The organism is Pandoraea horticolens (genome assembly GCF_902459555.1).
GTDB lineage: Bacteria > Pseudomonadota > Gammaproteobacteria > Burkholderiales > Burkholderiaceae > Pandoraea > Pandoraea horticolens.
Map to the genome: position 1 here is coordinate 252005 of NZ_CABPSM010000004.1, position 17114 is coordinate 269118.

The following is a 17114-nucleotide window of genomic DNA, read 5'->3' on the forward strand; positions in this document are numbered from 1 at the left end:
AGAGACACCATCAACATGAATGACGACCGGATTACATAACGCAATGGGGACTTTGCTTTGGACTTCGCTGTTGACACACATGATTCACAATCGCCTTCGCTGAACCTCACTTTCGCGGTGTCCCTTGCTCGCGCCATCTCGCGGTGGGGGACGTTGGCTCGCCGGCTGTTGGCGGTCGTCTGCCTACTGGGCTTCGGTGGGCTGGCCGGTTGCCAGACCACGCCGGTTCACGGCCTGACGGCCGAGCAGGTCGCGGCGCTCAAGGCGGAAGGTTTCAAACAGACCGACGAAGGCTGGGAATTCGGCCTGTCCGACACGGTGCTGTTCGATACCGGTAAGTTCGTGGTGCGCGAGCCTGCACAGCAGACTGTCTTGCGTATCGGCCAAACGCTTGTGCGGGTCGGGCTGAACGAGGTCCGTGTCTACGGATACACAGACTCAGTGGGCACCGACACATACAACGAGCAGCTCTCGGCACGTCGCGCCGAAGCTGTCGCGGATGTGCTGATCGACGCGGGCATGCAGCGTGCCGGCATTCAAACGATCGGCGCCGGCAAGCGTAATCCCGTGGCGGATAACAGCACGCCCGCCGGCCGTGCGCAGAACCGGCGCGTTGCCATCGTCATTTCGACGCGCTAAATTTTTCACGGCATCGAGTTTCGTCACATCAAACCGTGTGCTGCGTCGGCATCGACGCCGGGCATGCCGGTCATTGACCTTGGCCACAATCAGGCACAATGGCGGCTATTGCCGGGCGATTCCGGCCGAATTGCCTACGTTGCCCCGATGCTCCCGACGTCTCTGATCCACCGGTCTTCTTTCGCCGACGGTTTGCGCCGAACGCCCCGGGCGCTGCGCGCGCTGGGCGTTGCCCTGAGCGGCGTGTTGTGTGCCGTTGTGGCGACGGGCGTGACGCCGCCGGTCTTTGCGCAGAACGCGCGCGTTGGTGCGTGGGCGACGGCACCGCAAGCCGTGGCGCAGCATCCGGCGGCACCGTCTTTCAATCGGGCGCCGGCGGTGAGCGGCCGCACCCTTCGTCAGATCGTCTATCCCACCCTTTCCGGCAACGATGTTCGCGTGCGCTTTTCCAACGCCTACGGCACGCAGCCGTTGGTGATCGAGCGCGCGAGCCTCGCCCTGTCGTTGCGGGGGGCGACGGTCGATGCCACCAGCATGCGCCCACTGACGTTTGGCGGTCAGCCAATGGCGCGGATTGCGCCCGGCGCCTCGCTCGAGAGTGACCCGCTACCCTTCGCCGTGCGCGCCGGAACGCCGCTGGCGGTCAGTCTTTTCACGCGTGAAACCAAACCGCCAACAACGTGGCACAAGATTGCGCAGCAGACTGCGTTTCTGAGTGGCGCGGGAGATTTCGTCGACACGGCGCAGGCGTCGGCTTATCCCACGCGTTTCACGAATACGTTATGGCTCTCCGGACTTAGCGTGGTGCCGGAAGCGCCTGCGCACGCCATTGTCGCCATCGGCGACTCGATTACGGACGGCATGCGCAGTACGCTCAACGCAAATCGGCGTTGGCCGGATAAACTGACGCGGCGTCTGGAGCGTGCCGGGCGGCGCGACATCTCCGTGCTCAATCTCGGCATCAGCGGCAATCGCCTGCTGCACGATTCGGCCTGTTACGGCGAGCGCCTCGTTGCGCGCTTCCGGCGCGACGCGTTGGAGCAACCGGGGGTGCGAACCGTTGTCGTGCAGATCGGTATCAACGACATCAATTTCGGCTACGTGCCACCTCACGGCGGCCTCGACTGCGACGTGCCCCATGTGATTGTGAGCGCGCCCGACATGATTGCGGGGTATCAGTCGCTGATCGCCGCTGCGCGTTCGCGCAACGTCCGCATTCTTGGAACGACGATTCCACCGGGCAAGCTGCCGCCAGAGCGAGAAGCGGTGCGTGAAGCTGTCAACCAATGGGTGCGTACGAGCGGAGCTTTCGACGGCGTGATCGATTTCGACGCCGCTTTGCACGATCCGGCGCAACCCACGCGCATGTTGCCGCGTCTGGACAGTGGCGATGGCACGCACCCGAGCGATGCCGGTTATGCGGCCATGGCCGACGCCGTGCCGCTGCCGCTGGTGCTTGGCGGGGCGAAGTAACGCTAACGCTCAGGCAAGGGCGTCAGCGTTCGCGCCGCACACCGACCGTCACCTGCTGCAGACGCACCACGTCGGGCGAGTGCAGCCATTCCGGATGAGCGAGGCAGTGGCGGAACAACGCCGTGGCGTCGTCGCCCCAGTACAACTCCCCGTCATAGGCAAACGTCGGAACGCCAAACACACCGGCGGCAATCGCCGTGTCGGTGTTCGCGCGTAGCGCGGCTTTGGCCTGTGGGGCTTCGGCCAGCGCGACGGCCTCGTCGGCTGAAAGGCCGAGGCGCTCGCACAAGTCTTGCCAGCCTTGTGCGTCGGTGACGTCGCGCCCTTCGGCCCAGATGAACCGGAAAATCGCGCGCACGACGTCGCGGGTGGCGCCGAGCGCCACGGCCAGACGCAGCACGCGTATTGGATGAAACGGGTGCACCGGTGGCATGCGAAACGCGATGCCGTCCTGCTCGGCGCGAAACTGCGCCATGCGGTACGTGAAGATGCGCTTATGGGGGGTCTCGGCCGGCCCCTGCGTTTGCAGATGCACGAGGATCGCACCCAGCACGATCGGCTTGAGGTCGATGGCGAGCGAGCGCGGCAGCGTGTCGAAACGCTCGAATTGCAGATAGGCGAACGGGGAGGAGAAATCAAAATACCACTGCGCGCGGCGGGCAGGGGGGGCGGCAACTTGTGACATGAGGTGCGATCTCCTGATCTGGACTCTGGACGCTCTTCCTGATGGCTTGGAAGAGTGTAGCGGTCCATCGCAGACGTTTGTACCCGTCGGTATTTGCGGCGCAGGTGAAAAAAACCATCGATTCAATGAGTTACATGCCGGATAAATAATTATCGGTTATTTGGATATATCGTATCCGATATAACGATTTTTATTATTGAAGCAGAGTTTTTAGACTTGCAGTCATTCCAGAGGAGTGCCTGCGATGACCACAAAAACCCAGATCACCCGCCCCGCCACGGCCAGCCGGCCCGATACGCTGGTGCCGGATTGGCAGAATCCGTGGGCCGGTCTGATTCTCTCGACGGTGATTGCTTTTGTGGCGTTGTTGCTCGGTCGTCAGATGCCGCTCATCGGTGGTCCGGTGTTCGGTATCCTGCTCGGCATCATCGTTCGCAACGTGTTCTCGCCCGGTGTTCGTTACGAAGCCGGCATAAAGTTCGCCTCGAAGTATGTGCTCCAGTGGTCGATCATTGCGCTCGGCTTCGGTCTGAGCCTGTCGCAAGTGGCGCATACGGGGCTTGAGTCGCTGGCGGTCACGGGGGTGACGATCACCGCTGCCGGCCTGTCGGCGTGGGGGCTGGGCCGCCTGCTCGGCGTGGGCGACAAGCTCAAGCTGCTTATCGGCGTAGGCACGGCGATCTGCGGCGGGTCGGCCATTGCAGCGGTCACGCCCATCGTCAAGCCGGACGACCACGAAACGGCGTTCGCCATCTCGACCATCTTCCTGTTCAACATTGCCGCCGTGTTGCTGTTCCCGATGCTCGGTCACATGCTTCACCTGTCGGACCTCGGCTTCGGCATGTGGGCGGGCACGGCGATCAACGATACGTCGTCGGTCGTGGCCGCCGGTTATAGCTACAGCAAGACGGCAGGCGATTACGCGACCATCGTCAAGCTCACGCGTGCCACGCTGATCATCCCGGTCTGCCTCGCGCTGGCTGCCATCGTGGCGTACCGTGCCAAGCGTGCAGGGGCCGGCAACTTCAGCCTCGCCCGCATCTTCCCCTGGTTCATCCTCGGGTTTCTGATCGCATCGGGTGTGCGCACGGCCGGGCTCGTGCCGGCGGAACTGCAACCTTGGATTCACGACGCAGCGGAGTTCCTCATCATCGTCGCCCTCACGGCGATCGGCCTGTCGTCGAACCTGCGCCGCATGGCTTCCACCGGTGTGCGGCCTATTCTGCTGGGGTTGGGGGTGTGGGCTGCCGTGTCGGTCAGCAGTCTGGCGGTGCAACTGGCAATGGGCCAGCTTTGATACGCAGGGCGGGGGACGACACTCAGGCCTAGGGCAGACCCGGCGGGCAAGCCGGGGGCGGTCGCCTAAAATGGAATTACGGGCGACCGTCGGCCGTCCGTGAAGCATTTCCGGAGGCCGTGATGACAACCTCATTCGGTGAAATCTGGTACACGATCGGCGCGCTGGTCGTAATCGCGCTGCTGGCCGGCATGGTGTGGGAGCTGGGTGTCTGGTGGACGCGCCACCCCGATCATCGGGCGGTGCAACGTTTCGAGCACGCGTGGGAGAAGATTCGCCACCCGCGGCATTGATTGCCTGAGGCGGCGCTTCTCGAAACGTTCGGGAACGACGGCTGACGCCCGTCAGCCGACGGGAAAGTGTGCCCCGCCGCTCAGTCGAGCTTCAGGTGACTCGGCACGTTCGGGTCCCAGCGCTCGAGGTCTTCGAGCGGATACGGTTTGCTGCCATGTACGGCCCGTTTGATGCGGCTCCGGCCGCTGGGCCGGGGGACGTTGGGCAACGCGGCGCCGGCCGGTGTGCCCGCCAGATCGAGATAGCCGTGCTTGAACTCGGCCTGGGTCATCCCCCATTTCATCAGAAATTCGCGGCTGCCACGATTCTTGACGACACGGCCCGTTGACCGGCAGCCGAAGTGATACACCACGCTTTTGCCCACAATGCGGAACGTGCGGCAGCCGACGAGCCATAACTTCATGAGGAAGTCGTCGTCGCTGCTCATGCCTGGTCCGAACTCGATGCTGTAGCCGCCTACGAGATGCCACAGACTGCGGCTCACGAGGGTGGGCTGTGTCGGCACGCCGTTGACGTCCTCACGGCCGAGCGAGGCCGCAAAGGCGAGCAGGGCGGCTTCGTCGAACGTCTCCGTCGTCGTACCGAAGTCACGCGAGACCACCTGTTTGCTCCCCCCGGCGTTCGGCTCGATCATCACGGACGAGAGGTAGTACACCGGCGTATCGAGTGCGCGGGCGGCGTCGATGAGGGCGGTGTCCCAGCCGGGCGTGGCGAACATGTCGTCGTTCAGAAAGAGCAACTGGTCGTGCGACGCGAGCGGTGCGAGCTGATTGAGCGCCAGACAGACGCCGACGTTGCCGCTGCTGTGCGTGTGACGCAGGCCTTGCTCCCGTACCCATTCCAGCGTGCCGTCGCTGCCGTCGTTCACGTGAACGAGGATTTCGTGCGCTTTGCCGGAGTGTCGGCGGACGCTATCGATACATAGCTTTAGGAACGGCAGATTGTTCCAGGTCGGAATCAGGATACTTAGCATGTGGGGAACGGCGTGATTACGGCGCGGCAGGGATCTTGTCGTCGATTGTGTCGATCGAATTGTCCACAGGATATGCGAAGGCTGCGAACAGGGCCACCATCGTCGAGTAGAAGGCGACGGTAACCTTCAGATTGAATGTCTCCACAGTCAGACCGAATATGGCGAAAGCGACCGCCGTCATCAGGCCCATCAGCGCAGCGCGATGCTCCCTGGGGCTATGGCGGAGCTTGGCAGACCGGATGAAGAAATAGGCTGGGCCCACGTAGACGCCAAGAATGCTCAATAGGCCGAACACCAGTCCGTAGTCGACGACGTAAGCAAGAATTTGATTATGAATCTCGCCTTTTCCATAGTTAGCAGCCATCGGTGTCAGGACCCCAGTGGCGGCCATGGCGGGCATGGCGTCGCGATAACCGTGGGCGCCCCATCCCAGTATAGGTTTCGCTTCGATGAGTTTTCCTGCGGCCTTCCATAGTTCAAGCCGGATGCCCGTGGATGAATCGGGTTGCCCGGCGGACAAACTGGTGAGATCTGTACGGATGGCCTCGAATCGCTCCCGAACCGTTGGCGAAGCAAAGGCACTGATCAGCAGCACCACGGCAAAGAGTGCAACCGCGACTCGCCGGCCCGCGCTGATGGGATGTCTGTGCCAAAAGAACCACACCACCAGCAGACAGGGCAATGCGATCCAGCCCCCACGGGATTGGCTCGCCCATGACGCATAGCAGCCAGCCGCACCCCCGAGAATCTTAAAGGCGACGATCCACGGCTTGTCATGGGAGAGCCAGTGAATCGAAACGAGAGACAGGATGCCGAGCAGCAGTGCGATATCTCCGAAATGAATCGGGTTCAGAAACGAGCTTTCGGCTCTCGCGGCGAGGAGGTCTGCCGTCGAGTACAAGGCCATGGCTGCGGCGCAGATGGCTCCGGCACCGAATGTCAGGTCGACCCATTTCGGAAGGACATAGGTCATCCTGCGCAGACTGAAAAACACGATGGTGGCGAGCAGGAAACGCACGGGGGAGTCGAGCGTATTCGCGACGATCTTGCCGTGGAACACCTCAACCGCCAGGATCGCAAAGAACGGCAGAAACAAGACGACGACAAGCACCCGGACGTGGGGGCTGGTCTTGATGAGGGAGGAAATCTCGCCGAACCTACGATCCGTCAGGAGGATGGCCGCACCCAACGCCACGATCAAAAACATAACAGTGTTCCCTCCGCGCGGAACGATAAGAGCGGCGGCGGGAAACAACAGGATTAGTGTGCCGAAAATTTTGGCAAAAAGATGTCGGCTGGACGTGATCGCCGACGTTTCAGACTTGCTCATTGGCTAACTGGCGGACTTCGCGATTTGCATTTGCACGAAGTATGCCAGAAATGCCCGCGCCGACGCATTTTCGTCGAATGCGTACAACCGCCCATGGGAAAACAGGGAGAATCGTGCTGAACCCGCGTTACAAGTTCATCGCCCCCAGCACGCTGCACCGATGCAGCGCCACATGGGTCCAGGCCGCTTCATCGTACGAATCTTCCTCGCGCGCTTGCCGCTGCGCTTCGTGAAATGCACGCCAGAGGGCGGCGGCGCTCGAGGGCGTGCCTCCGGCCAACTGGTATTGGCGCTGAAGCGCTTCGGCCAGCCACGGTTGCTCGTGGGCACAGGCTTCGGCATAGGCCTCGACGGCAACCCGCGCGTAAGGGTCGCCTGCCGGGTCGAGTACCACTGGGTGACTGGCCGCCGGACGAGGTATAGCGGACAGGGCGTGGCGCCCGGTGGCGCCATTGCGTGCGTGGTGACGTTTCATGAGGGTCTCGTCTCGTTGACCGCGCCAAGGCCGCTGGCGCGGAATCGCTTACGTGGACTCAGTCGTTTTCCATATCGCGGATGAACAGCATGGCCGCGTGCTTGGCTTGATCGATGCTCTTGAACGTCCTGCCATCCATGGGCCAGACATCGACCAGTACGGCGTAGTCGCCGGGCTGATCGGCCTGCATGATGCGAATGTAATGCTGCCGGAACACGCAGCGCGCGAGCTCCACTGTCGGATGCGGTCGGCGGAAATGAGCGGTTGCCATGACAGTCTCCAGAAATTCGGCCCTCCAGCCTCGACGGGCCGTTGTTCTGTCATAAGCAAGTTGCGCGCCACTCCGTCAGAATCAGCTAACTGATTGATATATAAGGAGGTTGCCTAGAGGATAGGCGAGCGCGGTTGAAAAACGTTACGAAAACGAAACATCGCCGAAACGGCAAGACGTAACACCGCCGGGGGGCGGGATGTGTTCGGATATCAGATGGACAACGGTGCTGCACACAACTCCGCCAACCCGGCCAGATCGCCTCGTTGCGCGAGTTGATGGACGTGCCGGGCGAAGCCATCGAATTGCGGCGACTGGTCGCTAAGGTCGCGCGCCCAGTCCATCAGATCGGTAATGGCGCCCAACGCGATCAGCTGCCGGGCCCGCAACATATGCTCGTGTGACGGGGACCGCCATGACGCGTCGCTCGAATGACTCACGTCGCCGCCATCCCATGCGCTGCTGGGGGTGTCGTCGCGGTGCAGATTGAGCAGGCGGGCGAGCGTGTTGCGCAGATCGGCGAGTTCGATGGGCTTGAGCAGGCACGCATCGTAGCCGCTGCCCGCGACGATTTGCGGCGATGCCGAGATCGCCAGCACGGGCATGCCGGGCCAGCGGCAGCGTATGGCGTGGGCGACCGCGAGACCGTCGGCATTGGGCATCATGTGGTCGGTGATGACCAGATCCGGTCTCATGTTTGAAGAATCGTCCAGTGCGGCGATGAGCGCCACGCCATCGTTGAACGTGCGCACCGTAAAGCCCAGGCTTGCGAGTTCGTCATGCAGGAACTGCCGGATCTCGGGCGAATCTTCGGCGAGCCAGAGGTGGTGTCCGCTGCCATCGAGCGAGGGCAAAGCGTAGGTTGCGCGCGCAAGCGACTGTTGCGCGAGATCGGCCTCGCGCGCTATCTGCAACGGCAACGTGAATACCGCGCGTGTGCCCACGTCCGGCGTGCTGTCGAGGGTGATGGCGCCGTCCATGCGTTCGATCCACTGCTGCACGATGGCCAGCCCAAGGCCCACACCCGGAACGCGTCGCGCCCGGTCGAGTCGTGCGAAGGGTTCGAAGACGCGAGGCAGCTCGTCTTGTGCGATGCCGCAGCCAGAGTCCTTCACACTAAAACGCACGTGTACGATATCCGCGCGCGTCATGTCCGGCGTGGCCGAGAGCGATAGCGTGATCGTGCCGTTCGCAGTGTACTTCGCGGCGTTGTCGAGCAAATTGGCGAGTACCTGGCGCACACGTTTTGCGTCGAAGGTGAGCAGCGCAGGTAACGGCGCCCGCACATCGAGCACGAACGTGTTGTCGTGCTTGCGTGCGAGACTCATCCCTTCGTGTGCCATGCCGTCGATGAACGCGTGGATGTAGACGGGCGCGACGTGCAGCGAATCGGCCGCGCCGCCGCCCGCATACTCGATCAGATCGTTGACCATGGCGAGCATGTGATGCGCACTACGGCGGATGATACGTCCCCGGCCGGCGTCTTCGCGTCCGCCTGATTGCACCAGATCGGCAAAGCCGATGATGGAGGTGAGCGGCGTGCGCAGATCGTGGCTGATACGAGCGAGGAAGTCGTTCTTCGCGCTGTTGGCTTCGTCGGCGGCGATGAGGGCGGCTTGCCATTCACGCGTGCGCGCGTCGACGGCATTGGCGAGCCAGTCCTCGGGCAGCAGACCGTTGATGATCGCCAGCCGCCAGAGCCGCGCGTTGGCGGCGCCACGTCGCCAGCCGTGGGCGGCGAGGGCCTGAGTGGTGTCAAGGCGTGCGGTGGGGGCTTCCAGCAGACGCAGTTGCCTGTCCAGATTAAGCGGTGATGGCGCGCTCCAGAGGTCGATCGGCGGCTCAGACGACACCGGTGAATGGGCGGCCGGTGCGGCAAAGGCGCGAACGCCATGCAGCAATAGCGTCAGGAAGACGATGACGAGGGCAACCCAGGCAATCAGAGGCCGGCGTAGCCCGGGCGCCGGCAGGTCCGATGGCACAACGTTCATGCTGAGGGGCGTGCGTCCGATGTGTCGGGGGAGGGTGAGCTTTGCGCGCCAAGCTCACGGAAGCCGCTCTGCGGCATGCCGAAGCGTTCGCGAAACGCCGTGGCGAAATTGGCGGCGCTGGTAATGTCCTGCACGTCGAGCGACGTCTCCGAGAGTAGCTGGCGCGCTTACTTCATGCGTTCTTCACGCAGAAAGTCGAACACCGTAACGCCGACACAACGTCGAAACGCCAGATTCAGACGACGCATGTTGGTGCCGACTGCGCTGGCGAGACCGATGAGTTCGGGCGTGGTATCGAGCCGGTCGAGCAGCAGTGCGCGCGTGGCACGGAAGAGCACTGCGTCGAGCGTATGCGCCTGCACCGGCAGCTTGGTGCTTTCGTTCGTGGCCGAGGGCAATGGCGCCGGTCTCATCGCTTTCAGAGGAATAGACAGCCGCAGGCGCACTTCCTCGAAGTCGTACGGCTTGGCGATGTAATCGACCGCGCCCGCGGAGAGTCCGGCAACGCGCACGCCCGACAACTGGCGGGCGCGTGGCGAGGCGGCCCACGTGTTACTCGAAGGACGAGAGACGGGCGTGAAAAGCGGCAGCGGAGCCAGGGGACGATCGCTCATGATGGTCTGCCGTCGGGTTCGCCTGGGTGAGGGCCGGTACGCGGGCGATCAGGGGGGCGATCGCCGTCGGCGTGCCCCGTCTGGCGAGCCCGGCCCCCCGTGGGGGGGCTGGTCGCCGGCAGAACACAAGTGGCTTACTCGGGTGTCGTCCAGACGACGTTCGCGCCCACCGAGCACAGGTTTTCGACGAAGCGCGGGTGTGCGCGCTGGATCGGCTGGGCGTTCTTGATGGTCGATTGTCCGTCGATACTGGAGGCCACCATCAGCAGGGCAATCGCCACGCGGATGATGTACGGGCTTTCCACGACGGCCGGCGAGAGCGGCACGCCGCCGAACGTGATCAGGCGATGCGGATCGGACTGGAACACGTGTGCACCGAACTTCGACAACTCGGTCGACCAGCCCATGGCGCCGTCATACACCTTGTTCCAGAACATGGCGCTGCCCTCGGCTTTCACGCCCAGCGCGATGAAGATCGGTAGCAGGTCGACGGGGAAATATGGCCAGGGGGCGGCTTCCACCTTCGTCAGAATGTTCTGCGTGAACGGTGTCTGCACCTTGAGTTTGCCTTGCGCGATGGCCGTCGACCAGCCGTCGCGGTGCTCGACCTTCACGCCGAACTTGGCGAACGTGCGGTCGATCAGGGGGAACTGATCCGGTGCCGAGTTCCTGACTGTGATTTCGCCGCCGGTGATAGCGCCGAGTGCCAGGAACGTCGTGATTTCATGAAAATCTTCGGCAAAGCGGAATTCGCCGCCGCCGAAGCGTTCCACACCTTCGATGGCGAGCTGCGACGTGCCGACACCTTCAATGGGCACCCCCAGCATCTGCATGAAACGGCAGAACTCCTGCACGTGCGGCTCTGAGGCCGCGTTGTTCAGTTGCGAGCGCCCCTTGGCCGATGCCGCGCACAGCACGAAGTTCTCCGTGGTTGTCACCGAGGCGTAATCGAGCCAATGGCGGATGGCGGGACGCGCATCGTCTGCGTGGATGAGCAGCGAGCCTTCGGTGCGCTCGACACGTCCGCCGAAATGGCGCAGCACTTCAATGTGCGGGTCGATCTCGCGCACGCCGAGCGTGCAGCCCTTGATGTTGTCTTCGATGCGCGCAACGCCGAACCGCGCGAGCAGCGGCGGCACGAGCATGATCGACGAGCGCATTTCTTCCGGCAGATGGTCGGTGCGCGGATCGAACTTCGTATTGCGGTGATGGACGTCGAGCGTACCGGTCTCGAAATCGACGCTCACATCGCTGCCGAGCTGCCGGAAGATATCGAGAATCTTGCGAACGTCGGTGATCTCGGGCACGCCGATGAGGCGCACGGGCTGATCGGTGAGCAACGTGGCGCAGAGCACCGGGAGAACGGCGTTCTTGTTGGCGGAAGGGATAATGCGGCCGCGCAGGGGCTGGCCGCCGTGGACTACCAGATGGGACATGGGCTTCCTTCGGGCTTCGTGCCTTCGTGCTTTCGTGTGTCGGGTGGGGGCAAAAGTGGCAGGCGGGCCGCAGGCCCGTCGCAAACAGGCGAAATATACCTCTGAATGTGGCGCGTGTGCCATGCGCCCTCGGAGCCCGTAGTGGGATTGCCGCGCGGCTTGACGGGCGACAGCCCGCAGTATCGGCGGCGGGGCGCTACCGGAGGGCGTTGCGATTCACGACGCCGCCGCGCCCGCAAAGGCTTCGGCGAAGATGGCGCGGAAGTCGGGTGTCTCGGCGGCGGCGGCGCGGGTGAGTACCCGGGCTTCCAGTTCGTCGAGATGCGCTGCCGCCAGAGTCATGGCGGCTTGCGTCTTGCCGTCGCGCAACTGACCGACGAGCTGAGCATGCTCCGTGGGCGCGCAACGCATGAATTCCGCCGGGTCGTACAGGGCTTTGTAAAGCTCGGTCTTGGCGACGAGCTGGCGCGCGAATACATCGAGTTCGGTGCTACCGGCCATGCCGATCAACTTCAGATGAAACTCGCCCGCGAGGCGAATCGAGCGCTCGTGCGTGCCCTCGGCATGCGAGCGGGCTTCGGTGGCGACGTGCTCGTCGAGCACCGCAAGCTGCGACGCGCTCAACTGGCCGCAAATATTCGCGATCACCCCGGTTTCCAGCACGCGCCGTGCGCGATACGTCTGACGGATGTCGTCGAGCGAAGGCTGCGGCACAAACGCTCCCCGGTTCGGTTCGAGCACTAGCTTGCCCTCGAAGCCGAGCCGGGCGAGCACCTTGCGCACCGCGCCACGCGTGCAATCGAACGCCTGCGCCAGATTGCGCTCACGCAGCGGCATGCCCGGCCGGAGCTTGCCCGAGAGCAGCGCTTGCGAGATCGCCAGATAGACACGGGCCTCGATCTGCTGGCCCGCGCTGCCCGGCGAACCATCGCTGCCGGCCGGCAGATCCGGTGCCGTGTCGGGCGTTGCCTCGGTGCGGGACGCGTCGTGCGGCGACGCCGGTGCTGCGGTGCGGCTCAAGCCTGATCTCCTCGATGGTCGCGGTTCACGTAGACGTGGGGCGCATTGTACCCGGCCCCCTCCACCTCCCGGTTTCCTCTCCCGGAAAACCCTCGGTTTCCGCCGTCCCCGTATCGCGACCTTGCATTTCGGTAAATCGTTATCGATAATGGTCAACAAAAATGGTTAACCATTTTGTTATATTTGGTTGATGATATGGCAAATTATCGCGATGTGCCATTCCCCGGATATCGACGAAGTGTCAAGCCATGAGGCCGCGACGGACACATCCGGGCGGCTGCCCGTGGATTCCTTTTTGGGTCTGGAGACGTCATGAAACCTGTGCATTGCCTGGCTGCGCTTCCCATCGCGGCCTTTTATTGCGGCGGTTGGCTTGCCGAACACGTGGGCACCCGGCTGGCCGGGCTGCCGTTCCTGATGACGTGGAATATCGTCTGGCTGCTACTCACGTCGGTGGTGATGGTCGTGATGTTCCGCTTCGATGGATCGCGCGAGGCGGCGAGTGCTCCGGCAACGGATCTGCGCGAACGCGACGGAGCGGCATCATGAATGCTGCGCTGGCCGTTATCGCGGCGTTTCTCGCATTTGCGCTTTTCGTGGGGCTGCGCGCACGGCGTGGTCGCACGATGAGTCTGGAGCAGTGGGCGGTGGGGGGGCGTGGCTTCGGCACGCTGCTTGTCTTCCTGCTGATGGCCGGGGAAGCCTTCTCGACGTTCACGTTCCTCGGCGCGAGCGGATGGGCGTACAGCAAGGGACCGCCCGCGTTCTACATCCTCGCCTACGGCGCACTCGCGTACCTGCTCGGCTACTGGATGCTGCCGGCGGCGTGGCGTCACGCAACGCGCCACGGCTGCGTGTCGTTCTCCGACTTCTTCGCCACGGCGTATCGTTCGCGCGCCTTGGGGGTCGTCGTCTCGCTCGTGGCGGTGCTCGGCATGACGGCGCTGCTGATCATCCAGTTGCGCGGGTTGGGCATCATCGTGTCGGAGTCGTCGTACGGCACGATTCCGCCCGCGGTGGCGATCTGGTGCGGGGCCATCGCGATGGTGCTGTACATCACGGTGTCGGGCATTCACGGCTCCGCGAGCATTGCGATCTATAAGGACATTCTGATTCTCGTTATCGCCGTATTCCTCGGCATCTATCTGCCATTGCATTACTTCGGTGGTTTCGGCGAGATGTTCGATCGCATCGAGGCGGCGCGTCCGGGCTTCCTGCAGATGCCCACGAGCGGCCTGACGCTGTCCTGGTACAACTCGACGATTCTGCTCACGTCGCTCGGTTACTACCTGTATCCCTACGTTTTCACGTCGGTGTACGCGGCAAACAGCGAGAGCGCCGTGCGTAAGAACACGATCCTGATGCCGCTGTATCAGATGGTGATCGCGTTCATGTTCTTCGTGGGCTTCGCGGCGATTCTGCAAGTGCCTGGCCTGACGGGGGCGGATTCGGATCTGGCCTTGCTGCGTATCGTGAAGCAGACGTTCTCGCCGTGGTTCGTGGGTGTGATCGGTGGCGTCGGGGTGTTGACCGCGCTCGTGCCGGGCTCGATGATCCTGCTCAATGCGTCGACGCTGATTGCAAAGAACATCTACCGCGACGGCTTTGCGCCGCATGCCAGCGAGGCCTTCGTCGCCAAGCTTGCCAAGCGCGTGTTGCCGGTTTTCGGGCTGGTGGCGGTGTGCTTCGTGTTGCGAGGCGGCGCGACGTTCGTGGCGCTGGCGCTCTTCGCCTCGAGCTTGCTGACGCAACTGTTCCCGTCGTTCGTGGCGAGCTTGCTGCCGCGCCCGTTCGGTAACAAGTACGGCGCGTTTGCCGGGATTGGCGCGGGTGCCATCGTGCTCGCAGCGGCCGTCGGGTTCGACGTCAACTTGCGCACGCTGATGCCCGGCGCGCCGGATACCGTGGGGTCGATCAACATGGGCCTGGTGGCGCTTGCGGTCAATGCGGTGACGTTCGTGGCCGTGAGTGTGCTCACCCGCTCGCGCAACGTTGCCACGGAAATCAATTTGGGGAAGGCATGACAACACTGGACATCTGCAATGCACGCGGCCTCGACGGTGCACCGGTCGAGGTGCGCGTCGAGAACGGGCGGATTGCGGCGATCGGGCCGTCGTTGGCGTCGCTGCCGTCGCTACCGTCGTTTCCCGTCGCACAAGGGAACGCCCCCCGCCGGATCGACGCGCGCGGAGCATTGCTGCTGCCCGGTCTTGTGGAGTCGCACACGCATCTCGACAAGACTGTGTGGGGCATGCCGTGGTACGTCAACGAGTGCGGCTCGCGCCTGATTGATCGCATCGACAACGAGAGACGGTGGCGTGCCGAGAGCGGGCACGATGCGGGGGCGGCGTCGCTTGCGCTCGGGCGTGCATTCCTTGCGGCAGGCACCACGCGGCTGCGCACACACGTCGACATCGATACCGACGCGGGCCTGCGTCATCTCGATGGCGTGCTCGCGACTCGGGAGGCGCTGGCGGACACGCTGGACATGCAGATCGTCGCCTTCCCGCAATCGGGCGTGCTGGATCGCGACGGCACGGTCGCGTTGCTCGACGACTCGCTCGCGCGGGGCGCTGACGTGCTGGGCTGGCTCGATCCGTGTGCCATCGACCGCGACCCGAAGGCATCGCTCGACGCCATGTTCGCGCTGGCCGACAAGCACGGTTGCCCCGTCGATGTTCATCTTCACGAGCCGGGCGAGATGGGCGCGTTCTCGCTCGAGCTGATGCTCGATCGCATTGTGGCGCTGGGCATGCAAGGCAAGGTTGTTGTGTCGCATGCGTTTTGTCTGGGGGAACTGGAGGCGGCGCGTGCCGATGCGTTGCTCGCGCGTCTGGCGGATGCGGGCGTTGCGTTGATTACGACGGCACCGCCCTCGCGCGTCGTGCCGCCGCTCATGGCGTGCCGCCGCGCGGGTGTTCCGCTCGCGGGAGGCAACGATGGCATTCGCGACACGTGGACACCGTACGGCACGCCCGACATGCTTGAACGCGCCATGATGATCGGTCTGCGCTACAACCTGCGCCGTGACGACGAGTTGGAGATCGCGCTCGATTGCGTCACCTATCAGGGCGCGAGGGCATGCTGGTTCGACGACTACGGCTTGCAAGCGGGGGCGCGCGCGGATCTGGTGCTGGTCGATGCGGCGAATGCCGCGCAAGCCATCGTCACGCGTGCGCCGCGCTGCTGGGTGGTGGCGAACGGTCATATCGTGGTGAGCGAGGGTGTGGCGGTATGACCCTTTGGCTGGCCATCGTCGCCGTCGGGTTGACGCTGCGGCCGACGCTCACGTCCATCAGCCCACTGCTGCCGCAGATCCGCGAAGCCACCGGGATGACCTATCCCGTGGCGGCATTGCTCACCTCGCTGCCGGTGCTTGCGATGGGGGTGGGGGCTTTTGCGGCGAATGGATTGACGCGTCGTGTTGGTGAGCGACTTGGCGTGCTGCTTGGTTTGGCCGCGCTTGCATTGGCCTGCGGTGTGCGCTTCGTCGCCGGCGATACCGTGACGATGATAGGCACCGCGCTGGCGTCGGGCATCGGCATTGCCATCGTGCAGGGGCTGCTGCCCGGTGTGGTGAAGGCGAACTTCAGCGCAGCGCGGATGACGGCGATGATGGGCGTGTACTCGGCGGCGCTCATGGGCGGTGGCGGGCTGGGGGCGGTGGCGAGTCCGTGGGCGGCGTCCGAGACGGGGGACTGGCGTGTCGGACTGGGCATGTGGCTCGCGGTTGTCTGCGTGGCGGCGTTTGCATGGTGGCGCGCGCCGTTGGGTCGGGCTACGGTGGCACCGGCGACGCAAGCAACGCCGGCCGCATGGGAACTGCGAGCGGCTTGTCGCGAGGCGAGTGAGCGTGTTGCGTTTGTGGTCGATAGGGCGCCGTCCATGTTCGAACTGCTACGCAAGCGCCGCGCGTGGATGCTTGCCGTCTACTTCGGCCTCATCAACTGCACTTACACGACCATGGTCGCGTGGCTGCCGCCGTTCTATCAGCAGCACGGCATGAGCGCGACGCGCAGCGGCGCATTGCTGGCCGGGCTGACGGCATGTCAGGTCGTCGCCGCATTGACGTTGCCGTGGCTTGCCCGCCGTAACGTCGATCGCCGGCGCTGGCTGACGCTCGCGCTCGTGGCCACGCTCGGCGGACTTGCCGGGTTGGTGGTCGCGCCCGGCGTTGCGGCATGGGCGTGGGTCGGTGCCATCGGGTTCGGGTTGGGCGGTACGTTCTCGCTCGGGCTGGTGCTGGCGCTCGATCACCACGCGCATCCGCGTCATGCCGCCGCGCTCGCGGCGTTCATGCAGGGCGTGGGTTTCTGCATCGCGGCACTGGCGCCGTTCGGTGCGGGCGCAGTGCTTGCGGCGACCGCGAGTTTCGTGCCGTCATGGGTCGGACTCATCGGGCTCAACGTGGCGCTGATCGCGTTGACGTGGCGCTTCGATCCGGCGGGATATGCGTCGGCCCTCGGCTTATCGCGCGATATACACGGCGCCCGTCATCAGCGTGCCTGACGCGTTTGGCGAGGGATACGCGCGATTCACGCAACACGAGCGACGCACGCGTTGCGCACGCGAGACAGGTATGTCGTATGCAAAATTCATGCGATTCCCTACGCAAT

Annotated in this window: 16 protein-coding genes and 1 pseudogene; 8 read left to right on the forward strand and 9 right to left on the reverse strand. The window is 63.9% G+C overall.

All coding sequences use genetic code 11. The annotated features are described in order from the left end of the window. Window positions 1-117: 117 nt before the first annotated feature. Window positions 118-639, forward strand: coding sequence for an outer membrane lipoprotein YfiB (gene yfiB / locus PHO31112_RS09615; RefSeq protein WP_246177917.1), 522 nt, complete (start codon window positions 118-120; stop codon window positions 637-639). A 63-nt stretch (window positions 640-702) separates the two neighbouring features. Next, window positions 703-2112: an SGNH/GDSL hydrolase family protein gene (locus tag PHO31112_RS09620; RefSeq protein WP_246177918.1), complete on the forward strand. Its 1410-nt coding sequence runs from the start codon at window positions 703-705 to the stop codon at window positions 2110-2112. 22 nt (window positions 2113-2134) lie between these two features. Here PHO31112_RS09620 and PHO31112_RS09625 read toward each other — a convergent pair whose 3' ends face one another. Then, window positions 2135-2797: a 2-hydroxychromene-2-carboxylate isomerase gene (locus PHO31112_RS09625; protein ID WP_150620308.1), complete on the reverse strand. Its 663-nt coding sequence runs from the start codon at window positions 2795-2797 to the stop codon at window positions 2135-2137. A 244-nt stretch (window positions 2798-3041) separates the two neighbouring features. On the opposite strand from PHO31112_RS09625, the gene PHO31112_RS09630 reads away from it, so the two are divergent. Both PHO31112_RS09630 and PHO31112_RS27120 read left to right on the forward strand, forming a co-directional pair. Further along, window positions 3042-4094, forward strand: a complete 1053-nt coding sequence (locus tag PHO31112_RS09630; RefSeq protein WP_174995647.1) for a YeiH family protein — start codon at window positions 3042-3044, stop codon at window positions 4092-4094. 122 nt (window positions 4095-4216) lie between these two features. After that, complete coding sequence (locus PHO31112_RS27120; RefSeq protein ID WP_174995649.1) at window positions 4217-4387, forward strand: hypothetical protein; 171 nt, start codon at window positions 4217-4219, stop codon at window positions 4385-4387. 80 nt (window positions 4388-4467) lie between these two features. Here PHO31112_RS27120 and PHO31112_RS09635 read toward each other — a convergent pair whose 3' ends face one another. From PHO31112_RS09635 to PHO31112_RS09670, 8 genes and pseudogenes are all read right to left on the reverse strand, one after another. Next, a complete protein-coding gene (locus PHO31112_RS09635) occupies window positions 4468-5361 on the reverse strand; it encodes a glycosyltransferase family 2 protein (RefSeq protein ID WP_150620309.1) in 894 nt (297 codons plus the stop codon). Between the two features lie 16 nt (window positions 5362-5377). Then, window positions 5378-6691, reverse strand: a complete 1314-nt coding sequence (locus PHO31112_RS09640) for an O-antigen ligase family protein (RefSeq protein ID WP_150620310.1) — start codon at window positions 6689-6691, stop codon at window positions 5378-5380. Window positions 6692-6818: 127 nt separating this feature from the next. Then, window positions 6819-7166 carry a hypothetical protein gene (locus tag PHO31112_RS09645; protein WP_150620311.1) on the reverse strand — a complete coding sequence of 116 codons (348 nt, stop codon included), beginning with the start codon at window positions 7164-7166 and terminating at the stop codon, window positions 6819-6821. Between the two features lie 58 nt (window positions 7167-7224). Continuing rightward, entirely contained in the window at window positions 7225-7437 is a 213-nt protein-coding gene (locus tag PHO31112_RS09650) for a hypothetical protein (RefSeq protein ID WP_150620312.1), read from the reverse strand. A gap of 212 nt (window positions 7438-7649) precedes the next feature. After that, window positions 7650-9428, reverse strand: a complete 1779-nt coding sequence (locus PHO31112_RS09655) for an ATP-binding protein (protein ID WP_150620313.1) — start codon at window positions 9426-9428, stop codon at window positions 7650-7652. Then, window positions 9425-10042, reverse strand: a pseudogene (locus PHO31112_RS09660) (helix-turn-helix domain-containing protein). The gene PHO31112_RS09655 and the pseudogene PHO31112_RS09660 overlap by 4 nt, the downstream one beginning before the upstream one ends. A gap of 134 nt (window positions 10043-10176) precedes the next feature. Continuing rightward, window positions 10177-11478, reverse strand: a complete 1302-nt coding sequence (locus tag PHO31112_RS09665) for a UDP-N-acetylglucosamine 1-carboxyvinyltransferase (RefSeq protein WP_150620314.1) — start codon at window positions 11476-11478, stop codon at window positions 10177-10179. A gap of 216 nt (window positions 11479-11694) precedes the next feature. Then, window positions 11695-12498: a GntR family transcriptional regulator gene (locus PHO31112_RS09670; RefSeq protein ID WP_246177920.1), complete on the reverse strand. Its 804-nt coding sequence runs from the start codon at window positions 12496-12498 to the stop codon at window positions 11695-11697. Window positions 12499-12810: 312 nt separating this feature from the next. Here PHO31112_RS09670 and PHO31112_RS09675 point away from each other — a divergent pair, with 312 nt between their 5' ends. From PHO31112_RS09675 to PHO31112_RS09690, 4 genes are read left to right on the forward strand one after another with little or no spacing between them, the layout of a single operon-like run. Then, on the forward strand, window positions 12811-13047 hold the full coding sequence (locus PHO31112_RS09675; RefSeq protein ID WP_150620315.1) for a DUF3311 domain-containing protein: 237 nt from the start codon (window positions 12811-12813) through the stop codon (window positions 13045-13047). Then, complete coding sequence (locus tag PHO31112_RS09680; RefSeq protein ID WP_150620316.1) at window positions 13044-14522, forward strand: sodium:solute symporter family protein; 1479 nt, start codon at window positions 13044-13046, stop codon at window positions 14520-14522. Before PHO31112_RS09675 ends, PHO31112_RS09680 begins: the two co-directional genes overlap by 4 nt. After that, complete coding sequence (locus tag PHO31112_RS09685; protein WP_150620317.1) at window positions 14519-15736, forward strand: amidohydrolase family protein; 1218 nt, start codon at window positions 14519-14521, stop codon at window positions 15734-15736. The genes PHO31112_RS09680 and PHO31112_RS09685 overlap by 4 nt, the downstream gene beginning before the upstream one ends. After that, window positions 15733-17007 (forward strand): MFS transporter, encoded by a 1275-nt coding sequence (locus PHO31112_RS09690; protein WP_150620318.1) that lies wholly within the window; start codon window positions 15733-15735, stop codon window positions 17005-17007. The genes PHO31112_RS09685 and PHO31112_RS09690 overlap by 4 nt, the downstream gene beginning before the upstream one ends. Window positions 17008-17114: the final 107 nt, after the last annotated feature.

Bases quoted from the DNA above. Each gene is read 5' to 3' on its own strand.
- PHO31112_RS09620 (WP_246177918.1), top strand. From the start codon at position 703: ATGCCGGTCATTGACCTTGGCCACAATCAGGCACAATGGCGGCTATTG.
- PHO31112_RS09625 (WP_150620308.1), bottom strand. From the start codon at position 2,797: ATGTCACAAGTTGCCGCCCCCCCTGCCCGCCGCGCGCAGTGGTATTTT.
- PHO31112_RS09630 (WP_174995647.1), top strand. From the start codon at position 3,042: ATGACCACAAAAACCCAGATCACCCGCCCCGCCACGGCCAGCCGGCCC.
- PHO31112_RS27120 (WP_174995649.1), top strand. From the start codon at position 4,217: ATGACAACCTCATTCGGTGAAATCTGGTACACGATCGGCGCGCTGGTC.
- PHO31112_RS09635 (WP_150620309.1), bottom strand. From the start codon at position 5,361: ATGCTAAGTATCCTGATTCCGACCTGGAACAATCTGCCGTTCCTAAAG.
- PHO31112_RS09640 (WP_150620310.1), bottom strand. From the start codon at position 6,691: ATGAGCAAGTCTGAAACGTCGGCGATCACGTCCAGCCGACATCTTTTT.
- PHO31112_RS09645 (WP_150620311.1), bottom strand. From the start codon at position 7,166: ATGAAACGTCACCACGCACGCAATGGCGCCACCGGGCGCCACGCCCTG.
- PHO31112_RS09650 (WP_150620312.1), bottom strand. From the start codon at position 7,437: ATGGCAACCGCTCATTTCCGCCGACCGCATCCGACAGTGGAGCTCGCG.
- PHO31112_RS09655 (WP_150620313.1), bottom strand. From the start codon at position 9,428: ATGAACGTTGTGCCATCGGACCTGCCGGCGCCCGGGCTACGCCGGCCT.
- PHO31112_RS09665 (WP_150620314.1), bottom strand. From the start codon at position 11,478: ATGTCCCATCTGGTAGTCCACGGCGGCCAGCCCCTGCGCGGCCGCATT.
- PHO31112_RS09675 (WP_150620315.1), top strand. From the start codon at position 12,811: ATGAAACCTGTGCATTGCCTGGCTGCGCTTCCCATCGCGGCCTTTTAT.
- PHO31112_RS09680 (WP_150620316.1), top strand. From the start codon at position 13,044: ATGAATGCTGCGCTGGCCGTTATCGCGGCGTTTCTCGCATTTGCGCTT.
- PHO31112_RS09685 (WP_150620317.1), top strand. From the start codon at position 14,519: ATGACAACACTGGACATCTGCAATGCACGCGGCCTCGACGGTGCACCG.
- PHO31112_RS09690 (WP_150620318.1), top strand. From the start codon at position 15,733: ATGACCCTTTGGCTGGCCATCGTCGCCGTCGGGTTGACGCTGCGGCCG.